Consider the following 12977-nt stretch of genomic DNA (forward strand, 5'->3'; position numbering starts at 1 on the left):
ATGTTACTGCTAACAGGGGAAACCTTATTTAACCAATAAGAAAGGAATATATGAAAGATGAAATCGTTATATACCTAATAGAGAATAAAATAAATCGCAAGAGATATATAGGTCAAACAGTAAATTATAGTGAGAGAATGAAGCAACATATTTATGGCAGAAACAACGGAAGAAACAGTATGGTTGACAGAGCTATAAAAAAATATGGAGTTAATAATTTTGAATTTAGAATAATTGCTGTTTCAACCAATCAAATAGATGCAGACGAAAAAGAAAGACTTTACATCGAAAAATACAATTCATTAAAACCAAAAGGATATAACATTCTTCGTGGAGGAAGGTCTCAACAAGGGGCGTGGAACACAAGAAAAGTATATATGTACTCTTTAAATGGTAAATATATTAGACAATTTGATAGTTCGAAACAAGTAGAACGTTGGTCGAATTCTTTTTATTTACGAGAGGGAGTTAGGGATTGCTGTAATGGAAAAGTAAAACGATGTAAAGACAAAATATTTTCTTTTGAAAAACTAGACACAGTCGAACCATATTGCAAACCTAAATCTTGTAAAATGAAACCAGTATTTCAGTTTTCGTTAGATGGCAAAATGATTGCTGTGTATAAGTCTGTTACTGATGCATCTGTAGTTACAGAAACAAGCCGAACAAGTATTTTAGGATGCTTAAGCGGAATCTATAAAACAGCTAATGGTTATTTGTGGAGCTATACAGATGAACATAAAAGCGTTTCTTGTGAAATCAAAAGAACAGAAATCTATCAATTAGATGAAGAAAAAAATATTATAAATGAATTTCCTAGTTGTGCATCAGCAGAAAGGGCGCTCAACCTACGGAAAGGGGCTTATAAAACTATTTACTCTGTTCTTGGAAAAAATAAAAAAAGATATGGATATTATTGGTTAAGAAAATAAGACAATCCTGTGCCAAGCCTCTTATTAGAGGAAGGTGCAACGACTATCCCAAAAGGGAGTACAACGGAAATTAGCTCCGTTGGAAGTGCGAGGGGTGCTTGAAAAAGCATCATGATATAGTCTGATCTCTATGGTGACATAGAGTTAACATAAATGAGAACAACCGGCAAATCAGTTACGTGTATTGCAACAACAAATTTCAGAAGTCGGTAGATGGATAGGCTCTGTATTCTATGGAGTCCTTGGTTCTGTCCTTCCTTACATCAACGGATTTGTAATGGCTATTAAAGAATTGATTAGAACGTTTGCTCTATTCTTAGGATACGAGATACCAGATTCATCTGGATCAACAGGAACTATCTTAGACCAAATGGAAGATTCTATGGGCGGTATTTCTGATGGTGTAGGAGACGTTAATAACGGATTAGGCGATACGAACAAGAAATTGAAAGAGGCAATAGGTCAACTGGCTTCTTTTGATAAATTGAACGTTATTCAAAAGCCTACAAGTAACGCAGATAGCGGAAGTGGTTCGTCTGGCGGAGGTCTTTCTGTAGACCCTAGATTACTGCAAGCATTAAAGGACTATGATTATTTGTTTGGAAACATACGAATGAAAGCAACTGAAATCAAAGAGCAACTTCTAGGTTGGGCTGATACAATTGGTAGATTTTTAGATATCAATATATTTGAGCCTTTCCAATTAAGTTGGATTAAATATGGGGGCTCTGTAATTGCGAGTATCTTCGAATCAAAAGAAGATATAGCGCACATATTTGGTGGTGTCTTCGATGTTGTTGGAGATAAATGGAGACCATTTTTTCAACAAGCAACCGATTTGTTTTTCGGATTGCTAGACACTGGAGCACTTGTCACATCGACAATCACTACATTTTGGCGTTCTGTGTGGGATAACGGAGGAAAGTATTTGTTTGAATCCATTTGGGATTTGGGAACTGCTTTCTTAAAACTTGCAAACAGTGTGAACGATAACTTCGTCAAACCTTTAATAACATGGCTTAAAAACAACATAGCCCCTACAGTTGGATGGCTCGTTGGTGTTGTTATGAAAGGTGTAGGAGATACATTAAAAACATTCGCTAATTTAATGAACGGATTAGCAGAAAACAAAGCAATGGTTATTTTGCTTGGAAGTGCATTTACAGCTATGTTTGCAACTATCAAAATAGCAAAATTCGTAGAACTAACGAGTATGATGACAGGAACTCATAAAGTGCTAAAGGCTTTAGGCACATTAGCGCTTGAACATAGCAGTACGTTAAGAAAGTTATGGATAGCATTTGCGGATGGAAATGGAGTACTATCAAAATTAAAAACATCATTTACAAGTGCAAATAATGTTTTGAAAAAAGTATTTACTACTGGTGCTGTTTCGATGAATGTGTTTGGAGAAACAATGAAAGACACTGGAACAAAAGCTGGTGTGCTTGCTGGTAAAATAACTTCTGGATTAGGAACTGCTCTTAGTTGGCTAGCTACAAATCCTTTAGTGGCGGTGGCCGTTGGAATAGGACTTCTAATTACTGGTATCGTTTTATATCAAGCAACTGCCGACGATGGAGCTAACAGAACGAAAGAGTTAGCGAAAGAAATAGCAGATTTAACGAAAAAAACAAATGAAAGCAAGCGCGAAATCGTAGACCTTGGAAAGAAAACAAAGGAATCACTTGCTGACGCTAGTGTTGAGTACTCCGCCACTGAAAATTATCTAAAAAAATTAGTTGATTTAACTGGAGGAAAAAACGGTTATGTAGAAAATATTGGAGAGGCAAAACTCCTCGTTGATAAGTTGAATGAAGTTTGCGCCGATTCGGCTTCTATTACAGAAGATGGTTATGTAATTTGGCTTAAAACTCCAGAAGCAATACAACAAAACATCGACAAGATGAAAGAGTTGTTGAAACTTCAAGTTTATGAAGAACAATATGTTGAAGCATTGAAACAAGAAAAAGAGCTAAAGAAGCAAAATGCAGAAGCAGTAAGAAAACAAACAGAAGCACAAAAAATGTTTAATGACGAAGTTGACAGGCTTATAAAAGCAAATCCTGGTATGACTTATCAAGAAGCGTCTTATCGAACAGCAGAATTAAGAACCAACTTGCTGAATGCAAACGAAGCTTTAAACACTTCTACATTTAATCTAGCAAACAACAAACATCAAATGGGCGAACTTGGTCTGCAAATACAAGAAACGAATGGAACGTTAGAACAACAGGCAATCGCTCAAGCTGAATTATCTTTAGTTATGGATACTGCTAAGGGGAATCATGGAGAACTCACCGCTTCTTACGCTTCACTTGGAGAAGCGCTTATGAGTTATGATTCACAGCTCGCAAATCATACTAGCGGTGTAAAAACAATGACGGATGAGGAATTACTGCAAGCTACCATATCTCGTGACTACATCATTCAGAGTTGTATAGAAAAAGCATCTGCGCATGGACAATCTTTTGAATCAATGATGAAAGATTTGACAAGTTATGGCGTTGAAATGTCAGCAGAAGAAAAAAGACAACTTCAAGATTCGTACAACAATTATGTGGATAATGGAACTGATATAGAAACGATTAAGAATCAGCAATACGAAAGATTGAAAGCATCATTTCAAAAACTTGGAATTGATATTACTGAAAAACAGCTTCGCCAGATTGTTAATGAACAAGCGAATCTAAGAAAAAACAATCAAGAAGTGCAGACTTTGAAATCACAGCAATATCAACAATTATTGATTTTGTTGGATAAATACGGCATCGATGTTGATAGCAAAGATGGAAAATCATACAAGAAAAAATTACAAGATAGTAATGAATATGGAACAAAATCTGGTTCTAATTATGTAGAAAAAATGGCTGATGAATTAAGTGATAAGTATGGAAAGACTACCGAAGCAACGAAGAAAACAATTGACAAGGTAAGCAAACAGGCAGATAAAGCAAACCCCAAAATAACTGTTACTGCTGATACGTCTAGCGCTTCGAATGCACTTAGTAAATTAACCGAAAGCAGAAAAACAAAGCTATATGTTACTCCAGAACTCACAAGGAATGGGATTCAAGTTGGCAAGAGTAGAATTGGCTTTGAAATGTATGCAAACGGTGGTTTCCCTAATGTAGGGCAAATGTTCATTGCGCGTGAAGCTGGTGTTGAAATGGTTGGTACAATGGGCGGACGTCCAGCGGTTGCTAACAACGATCAAATTGTGTCTGGTATTGAGAGCGGTGTATTCCGTGCGGTATATGAGGCATTCAAGATGATTGGAGGATTTAAAACACCAGATGTTTATACAACAAATAATATCGTACTTGATAAAAAAGTTGTACAAAGTCAAATGTCAAAGGCGGATGAAGAACATCAAGCTAAAACTGGAAAACGATTATTCAAGAAAGGTGGAAGTTAAATGGAAGATATCAGAGGAATTACAAAAGATTTTGACGATGAAAAGCGCAAGATTCTTGTAAAAGGAACTATGTTGCCATTTACAACCAATACACCAGAATATCAGTTTTCAGATTTGGATAACGAGGGCATCCGCCTTTTTGCGACTGGTGTGTTGCGTAGGAATCGAATTAGGTCAAATATAATGTCTATTAACCTAAGCTGGGAAAGTATAGCTCCTAGCATGGCAGAATCTATTTTGGATTTAGTGATGGACGAAACATTCACTGTTGATGTATACGACAGAACACAAAAAAAGAGAGTTAACAAGACGATGTATCGAAGTGCTGATGTATCGTATAAAGAGGAAAAAATAATGGGAGGCTATGTCGCCTCTCTTTCTTTTTCCTTAATTGAATGTTAGGTGGTGGAAGTTTTGTTTAAATTATTCATAGAAGATACAGATTACACCAATTACATATTAGATAATCCGGAAATATCTGGACAATTTGTTGAAGACACATTGATAGGCAATACACCTTCTTTATGCCTCAGCATAACTCTTGATAATGTCGATAAGGTATTCAGCCCATTGCTATCTAAACCTTTTGTTATTAAAGACGATGATGTCTTAATTGGAACATTCTATGTGATGACTGCTCCAGAAAGAATGACCGAAGAATTGAACTTAGAACTATATGATAGTATGCGAGCGACCGACGATAGATACATAAGTACGTTGCAATATCCATGTAGGCTAAAGGATCAATTAGACGAAATATCTTTTATTACAGGAATTACTATCGATTATAGTGAAATTCTAGCAACGACTCTTCAACGTGAAATAAACTTTTGGGATAACACGTTATCGATAAGAACTCATTTATCTATGATTGCAGAATCCACCGCTAGCAATGTCTTTTCTATGCCAAATGGATGTTTGAAGTTCATAAAGCTAAAAAAAGATGTATCACATCACATCACAGAGTACGATGTAGAGCAATTTGATAAAGAGGTAATGGAATTATATTCAATATCAAAAGTTCGTTTTGACGACTCTGTGACAGTCATTGAAAAAGGCGATGATTCTAATAATGTTTTGTATCTTACACAAGACAATATGTATATTGATTCACAAGAAACAGTTGATTATATATTTAGTGTTATTGGTGGTCTAAATGTCTTCTCTTCTAGTAATTTTAGAATTGCATCTGTTGATCCCACAAGACTTGGAGATATTATCGAGTTCGACGGATATTTTAAATTCATTATGCTTAACTACAAAATAACTTTCTTGAATGGAAGTTATAATATCCAAGAAATCAATGGCGAAATCAAGACTAAGAATCTTGAGAGTATGCAAGCAGAAATAGGGGATGCAGTTAAGATAAAAAGATTGAAAGTTACTACAGATCAAAACAAAGCTAAGTTGGAGATTGTAGCAAAAGAACAAGAAGGTTTAAACGAGAAATACTCTGAATTGGTTCTTGATACAGAAAAAATAAAACTTGATTTAAAAGACACTTCTGAAAAAGTAGAACATCTAGACCTTAAAACAATTCAATTAAACATGATAAAATCTGGAACAGTGTTAAATAGAGATGTGAGTGATATAACATTGTCTGCACAAGTAGTGAAAGATGCGCAGGACATTACATCAACTCTTGATGTTATTTCTTTTACATGGCAACGCAAATCAGGAAATAGTGTCGCTGATGAAGAATGGAATGAACTTCACAAACATTTCAAACAAATCACTTTGACATATGATGATGTAATTAGTACTGCATCATTTCAAGTAAAAGTTACTACACCTACATATACGAAATATAGCGGATATGAAACGATAGTAATTGAGTCAAGTTTGAAGGTTAGACTAGATGCTAACTTACCTTTATATCAACATTACGCAAAAGGAGTTCTTGATCCTTCATGGAATCCGCTCTTAATAACTCCAGAAGTAAAAGATGGAGTGCTTTCAATTCCTCTTGAAGAATGTGAAATAGCTTGGCGAAGAGCTGATGGAGATTTACAAACTGGAGAGGTGATAGAAGATGGGGTACTTAAGGTAACTCAAAATAAACTATCAGAGGTAAGTACAAAATCGATAACCTATATTTGTACTGTTAAAAACAAGAACTTTATTAGCCTTGATTCTATCTCTTTTACATTTATTATAGATGGAGAGTCTGGAAAAGGCATAGTATCTATTACAAATGAATACTATTTATCAACTTCAAAAGAAGCGCAAGAGGGTGGCGAATGGACTTCCACGGCTCCTGTATGGTCGAGTGGAAAGTATATATGGACGAGAACAAAGAGTATATTTACAGATGAAACAATAAGCTATACAAATCCTATTTGTGATACAACTTGGGAAGCAGTAAACGATTTAGAAGATAAAGTGAACGATAAGATCGATAAAGATATTAGTAGTTCTGAACAAAGGATAACAGAAACATATGAGTCTGCGTTGAATCTCACTAAAGAGGAGATTGGCTTGACTGTTAGTAAACTTGAAGAGAATTTAGGAAATACAACAGAGATTATTAAAGGTGTACAGAATCAGTTAGAAATAACTAGCGAGGCGACATCGTTCATTAAGACCACAGTAGATAAATTGACCGATGTAGTAGATGGAAAGGTTGATGAAGCAACTATTAAAGAATGGGCTCGGTTTGACGGTTCTTCTTTAGAACTTGGGTCATCCAATAGTCCATTTAAAGCGATTCTTTCTAATACAGAGCTTGCTTTCTGGCAAGGTAATACAAAAGTAGCTTGGATTAGCAACAATGAACTTCACATAGCGCATGCAGTCGTTATGGAAACATTAAGAATAGGTTCTTTTCAAATGCAACATATAAGAGGCACTGGCTTAGTACTAAATAGATGGGAGTGATATAATGGCGACACTATTAAAAGAAATAAATGTTGGATATGCTACAGGGAATTGGTATTTACGTTTATACGAGGACTCGATATCACAGTCTATTGATGGAAACTATACTACTGTTAATTTACGAATAACTTTGAGAGCTGATAGAAGTACATGGGTTTCATTTGATAACAGGGATGCATGGATTCACGGAACACATTTTACACCAGCATATAGACATGATAATCCTGAACATAATATAGGAACCACATCTATTCGTATAAATCATAATGCGGATGGAACAGGGTCTTATTCAGTTGGGTTTGGGATATCAACATCTTATGCGTTAAATGGATCTAGTACAGGAGGAAGAACTCTTCCAACAATTCCACGTGCCAGCGGATTTACAAGTGTCTCTGGTGGAACTTTGGGACAACCCATAACACTTGAAATAGGTAGAGCATCATCTAGTTTTACTCATACTGTACGTTATCAATTTGGTAGTATCGTACGAGAGTATACAAATCAATCAACGTCATGTAGTTTTACACCACCATTAAGTGATGCTTCACAAATACCTAATGCGATGTCTGGCATATGCACTATGACACTTTATACTTATAATGGCGGAACTTTAATAGGCACTAAATCAATGACTCTTTCTATTCGAATAGATCCTACTCAATGCGCTCCTTCATTTACTAATATTTCTGTAACTAGGGTAGATAATGGCGTGCCTGCAAGTTGGGGAATTTATGTACAAGGTAAATCCAAAGCAACAATATCCATAGAAGGAGCAACGGCGAAGTATGGGGCAAGTATTGTTTCGTATCAAATAAGTGTTGAAGGATTTAATGGAGGAAATGGACTAACGGCTGGTCCGTTTCGTTCGGGAACTATTAGCATAAAAGCATCGATTGTAGATTCAAGAAATATATCTACTAATCAAATAACACAAATCGTTGTTTACGAAAATACACCTCCAGCTCTTTCAATAAAAGCAGAACGATGTAATTCTGCTGGAACTCCATCAAATAATGGTGCATATATAAAGGTAACACCTACATATTCATGTGCCAGTGTAAACGGAAAGAACTATATAAGCAGTAAGGAATTCAAAATCAACGGAACATCTTATCAAAACACAACAGGAGCTTCTGGATCTTCTTTTATTTTGGGTAATAATGATATTGCGGTATCAAAAACATATGTGGTATCAGGAATTGTTACTGATTCTTTAGGACAAAGTAGCACAACAATCGAAGTAAATATACCTACATCTTCTGTTCCGTTTCACGTTAGAGAAGAACAAAATGGAGTTGCATTTGGGAAGTATTCGGAAAAGGAAAATGTTATTGATAGTGCTTGGGACATCTGTATAAAAGGTATTAATATTATAGATTTGATAGTTCCTATAGGCATTATTATTCCTAATCAATTGAGCACTTTTGATCCTAATAAAATCTATTTTGGTACTACTTGGGTTCGTCACTCACAGGGCAGAGTTCTAGTTGGTGTTGATGAAAACGATCCTGACTTTAGCGTGCCAGGTAAAAAAATAGGGCATAAAAATTTACAAGCACATAACCATAGTGCATCTACGAGCATTGCGACAAGTGGTTCACATCGCCACGAGGGTATTAAATGGTTCGATAGCCTTACTTCACTTGATACTGGTAGTCAGTCAGGTTATAAGATAAATTTTGCTTACAATGTGGGAAATACAACTGGGTTACGCACAAATTATGGGGGCGACCATAATCATGGAGCATCAACTTCAATTGGAAGTGCCGGAAGTGGAAATGCTCAAAATATACAACCATCAATATCTACTTATATGTGGGTTAGAACAGCTTAAGGAGACCAATATGACAAAAACACATGAGATAAAAAAGCCTTTAGAGAAATTCAATGAAATAATCGAATCTGATTATTTGGTTTTAGAACAAAATCAAGATAGAAAAATTGAGAAGTCAGACTTCGTTTTGTTCATTGCGACAAATAACGAAGTAGAAACAGGACAAACCTTTATGACACAAGTGCAGTTTGTTAAAGTAAATCAAGAAGGTTTGAAAGAAGGCTATGTTCTTATCAAGTATAAAGATGTCAAATAGAGCAGAAATGCTCTTTTTATTTACCGCAAAGGCGGAGAAGGAGAAAAGATATGGAATTAGCAATACCAAGTATTTTGTTTAAAATTTTAATGATTGCACTGTTGTGTAGTGTGCTTCAAACTGCACTCATGCAAAAGTTAAAAGAATTACCTATCGTAAAGAAAGGATGGGTAACATGGACGTTTAACCTAGTTATTTCATTATCACTAGGGATCGTATTTACTATATATTTCTTCGGAATGAATTTTGTAGCAGGGCTATGGGTTGGATTTATTGCATTCTTAGGAGCTTCTGCTATTTATGATGGAATTATTAAAGTGAAAGAAATTAAGAAGCAGGGTTAAAATATGGACGGTAATACGACTATTAGCATTGCATTACTTATAGCGGTGTTTGGTGGAATTATGACATTTCTATCTTTTAGAAGAAACGAAAAAAAGGATAATGAAGCAGATATCGAAAACAAAGTAAAAATGAATATGAAGTTAGATCAGTTATGCAACACAACAAACACTATAGCCATTGATATTAAAGATGTGACAAAGAGTGTTCAGTCTTTAAATGAACGAGTGGCAAAGGTAGAACAAAGTACAAAATCAGCTCATCATAGAATTGATGAGCATTTAGGAATTAACAAAGACGAAAGCGAGGACAAATAATATGTCATATACAGCAAGAAAATCATTATCAAATTTATTAAATGGCAAGTGGTACCAGTATGCAGTAGGTCGCTGTGGTATTGCAATGCCTAACTGTTTTACATACGCGACAGCACGTATCAGTGAGATTCTAGGAAAGAATCAGCCGTTAGACGATGTTAGAGTAGTTGGGGCACAAGACTTATGGGATAACTATGCAGATGGTTATACTCGCTCTAATTACGCCAAAGAAGGAGCGTTGATGATTTGGTCTTATGGTCAATACGGACACGTTGCAGTGTGTGAAGAGTTGATTGATACCAACACTATTGCTTGGAGTCAATCAAACTATGGGGGATCAATGTTTGATTACGTGAAGGGGAATCCAAACGGATACTTAGGAATGACGTTCTTGGGTTATCTTGTTCACAAGGATTTGCCTGAAGCAGAAGAAACTCCAACACCTGCCCCTTCTACAGGAGAAGTGTTGAACTCTATTCCTAGTGACTTCATTCATGAATTGCACAGATTCACATGTACTGTGGACAAGTTGAACATTAGACGTGCGCCAACCACTAGAGGAGCTCTTACAGGCGATTGGTATGAACCAGGACTATCTTTCAACTATGATGGTTATGTCAAGCGTGAAGGCTACATTTGGTGCTCATACATCGGCAAAGACGGAACACGTCGCTGGGTTGCAGTTGGAGAAACAAATGCGAATGGTGTGAATGTAAAACCATATGGTACATTTTAGATAAAACTAACCCTACTTCCTTAATTGGAAGTAGGATTGTTTTTTTTGTTGATAATCATTGTTAGCGATAGTTATTAAAAGTCTAAATCCTTGATGTGTTTCGAGCATATAGTTGAGTGCTTTATAGTAATCTTGTGGCAACACTTTTAAAACATCGTCTATCTGTGATAGAATTATTTTCTCTGCTTTAGTTGACCTTATTTTTTTCATTGTATACCTCCTAAAAATGTTATATCATATTAAAACTTGTATATCATGAAAGTAAACAAAAAGGATACTATATATAAGGAAGTAAACAATAAGTATAGTTAGGAGGATGATTATGAGTATAAATGATATGTACAAAAAAGAAGATGGCATATATCTTCCGTTTGAGAAGTATGCGGAACTCAAGAGAGTTCGTTATAACAAGGATTTGTTTAAGAATGACATAATGTATTTCTGTAAGATTTGGAAAGCACATAGGCAATCATATCTACATTTGTGTGAGGCTAAAGGATATAAGAATGATTTTCAAGACTTTGAGAACAAATTATTTAGATATGAAGATCGCATTAAAAAAGCACAATCGTATCAAGATGTCAATGATTCCGAGGTGAGTTGATGTTGGTAAAAATTGTAAACTATATTTCAAAATACTATACACGATAAATAAAGGCTTTTCTTAAGGTCGGTTGTGAAAATTAAAAATAGTGAATCAACTCGATTCCAAATTATTCCTTTTTCTATATTATAGTGATATCATATTTTTACAGGGGATGGCGTCATCTTCCAGAATACTGGAGGAGAAAAAATGAAGAGTAATATAATAAGAAAAGCGAGATATAAAAACAAGTTATCAGTAAAGGAAGTTTCAGATTATTTAGAGTTACCAATAGCAGTGTATGTATACTACGAAATCTTTGGAGTTGGACAGATGCATTATGATGTGTATATGGACTTAATAAACATGCTTCATTTAGAAAAAAATTTGGTGTAAATTTGGTGTAAATTTCAAAAATGAACGTTTAAAACCATTGTAAATGTTGCTAATATTGGCTAATATTAGGCATATTTCGGTATGTTTTGTGTATCTAATGATTCCCATCGTCCGCCCCATTAAAGTTAAGATGAACTCAATCCAAGGATTGAGTTTTTTTATATAAACGTATCAACGAAATGAGAATAAAAAGAGCATGGGGAAACACGTAATTTATTTTGGGATAGAGTAAGGAATTCTTTTTTTCTTGATTGTATTTATAATGGGAAATTGTTATAATTTTCGTTAAGGAGTGATTCCATGAAGAAAATAGCATTGTTATGTGATTCTAGCGCTGATATCACAAAAGAAGAGGCACAACGTTTAGATATTCATGTAGTTCGTATGCCAATTGTTGTAAATGGTGTTGAATATATTGAGGAAGAGACTATCTTTGATGAAGATATTATTGAAGCAATCAACCAAAATAAACAGGTAAAGACCGCACAACCAATTATTGGTGACTTAACGAAGATGTGGGATGAATTATTAAAGACACATGATGAGGTGTTTTATATTCCTCTAACGAAATCATTAAGTGGTACTTGTCGTATTGCATTATCAATGGCAGAAGCGTATGAGGGGAAAGTGTGTGTTGTTGATTCTGAGTTTGTTTGTTATCCTATTATTCATATTCTCAAACATGCTCGAGCAATGTTTGAGAAAGGATATACTTGTGCACAAGTAAAAGAAAAGATAGAGAAGGAATGTGATCTCTATGCCATATTAATTCCTGAAAATCTAACTTCCTTGAAGAATGGTGGAAGAATTTCTCCAGCAGCAGCTGCATTAGCAGGCCTATTAAAAATTCAACCCTTGTTGAAGGTAGAACATGGTTCTATAGATTTAGTCGATAAAGTACGTACTTTAAAGAAAGCTTATAAAGAGGGAATCCGTGTTGTAATGGATGGAATCAATCCTGAAGATTATGATTGGATGATCATTGATGCCTATAATCAAGAAGTAAGTGATGAATTAAAAATATTGTTAGAGGAAGCTATTGGACAACCCGTAGAACAACATAGATTTAAGGCGGTTATCATGTCACATACAGGTCCTGGTACCATTGGGTTTGGAAGAATTAAGAAAATGAAATATTAAAAAAAACAATAGACAACTATTGTTTCAGGCTGTTGACAAAGAAGTCGACAGCTTTTTTAAAATATGTTAAAATAAATAAGGCAGTAAGATGACTACTCAACCTAAAACATGTGGCTCTTACTGCCTTTTGTTATGAAAAAAATGGT

General features: G+C 35.1%; 13 protein-coding genes. 12 read left to right on the top strand and 1 reads right to left on the bottom strand.

Features of this window, described 5'->3' with window-relative positions; genetic code table 11:
• The first annotated feature begins 50 nt into the window (after positions 1-50).
• The 9 genes from ACWG0P_RS14100 to ACWG0P_RS14140 all read left to right on the top strand — a co-directional run bounded on the left by ACWG0P_RS14100 (position 51) and on the right by ACWG0P_RS14140 (position 10712).
• Positions 51-932, top strand: a complete 882-nt coding sequence (locus tag ACWG0P_RS14100) for an NUMOD1 domain-containing DNA-binding protein (RefSeq protein WP_455802277.1) — start codon at positions 51-53, stop codon at positions 930-932.
• 184 nt (positions 933-1116) lie between these two features.
• On the top strand, positions 1117-4350 hold the full coding sequence (locus tag ACWG0P_RS14105; RefSeq protein WP_455802278.1) for a hypothetical protein: 3234 nt from the start codon (positions 1117-1119) through the stop codon (positions 4348-4350).
• Positions 4351-4752: a hypothetical protein gene (locus tag ACWG0P_RS14110; RefSeq protein ID WP_455802279.1), complete on the top strand. Its 402-nt coding sequence runs from the start codon at positions 4351-4353 to the stop codon at positions 4750-4752.
• Between the two features lie 12 nt (positions 4753-4764).
• Positions 4765-7227, top strand: a complete 2463-nt coding sequence (locus ACWG0P_RS14115) for a hypothetical protein (protein WP_455802280.1) — start codon at positions 4765-4767, stop codon at positions 7225-7227.
• Positions 7228-7231: 4 nt separating this feature from the next.
• Positions 7232-9061, top strand: a complete 1830-nt coding sequence (locus tag ACWG0P_RS14120) for a DUF859 family phage minor structural protein (protein WP_455802281.1) — start codon at positions 7232-7234, stop codon at positions 9059-9061.
• A 10-nt stretch (positions 9062-9071) separates the two neighbouring features.
• Entirely contained in the window at positions 9072-9317 is a 246-nt protein-coding gene (locus ACWG0P_RS14125) for a DUF3850 domain-containing protein (RefSeq protein ID WP_455802282.1), read from the top strand.
• Between the two features lie 50 nt (positions 9318-9367).
• Positions 9368-9661: a hypothetical protein gene (locus ACWG0P_RS14130; RefSeq protein ID WP_455802283.1), complete on the top strand. Its 294-nt coding sequence runs from the start codon at positions 9368-9370 to the stop codon at positions 9659-9661.
• A gap of 3 nt (positions 9662-9664) precedes the next feature.
• Complete coding sequence (locus ACWG0P_RS14135) at positions 9665-9976, top strand: hypothetical protein (RefSeq protein ID WP_455802284.1); 312 nt, start codon at positions 9665-9667, stop codon at positions 9974-9976.
• 1 nt (position 9977) lies between these two features.
• Complete coding sequence (locus tag ACWG0P_RS14140; RefSeq protein WP_455802285.1) at positions 9978-10712, top strand: CHAP domain-containing protein; 735 nt, start codon at positions 9978-9980, stop codon at positions 10710-10712.
• A 12-nt stretch (positions 10713-10724) separates the two neighbouring features.
• On the opposite strand, the gene ACWG0P_RS14145 is transcribed toward ACWG0P_RS14140, so the two are convergent.
• Positions 10725-10922, bottom strand: coding sequence for a hypothetical protein (locus ACWG0P_RS14145; RefSeq protein ID WP_455802286.1), 198 nt, complete (start codon positions 10920-10922; stop codon positions 10725-10727).
• Between the two features lie 112 nt (positions 10923-11034).
• On the opposite strand from ACWG0P_RS14145, the gene ACWG0P_RS14150 reads away from it, so the two are divergent.
• The 3 genes from ACWG0P_RS14150 to ACWG0P_RS14160 all read left to right on the top strand — a co-directional run bounded on the left by ACWG0P_RS14150 (position 11035) and on the right by ACWG0P_RS14160 (position 12831).
• Positions 11035-11316 carry a hypothetical protein gene (locus ACWG0P_RS14150; protein ID WP_455802287.1) on the top strand — a complete coding sequence of 94 codons (282 nt, stop codon included), beginning with the start codon at positions 11035-11037 and terminating at the stop codon, positions 11314-11316.
• Positions 11317-11505: 189 nt separating this feature from the next.
• Positions 11506-11691: an XRE family transcriptional regulator gene (locus ACWG0P_RS14155; protein ID WP_455802288.1), complete on the top strand. Its 186-nt coding sequence runs from the start codon at positions 11506-11508 to the stop codon at positions 11689-11691.
• A gap of 300 nt (positions 11692-11991) precedes the next feature.
• Positions 11992-12831, top strand: a complete 840-nt coding sequence (locus ACWG0P_RS14160; protein ID WP_455802289.1) for a DegV family protein — start codon at positions 11992-11994, stop codon at positions 12829-12831.
• The last annotated feature ends 146 nt before the right edge of the window (positions 12832-12977 follow it).

This window comes from Amedibacillus sp. YH-ame6 (genome assembly GCF_053848845.1).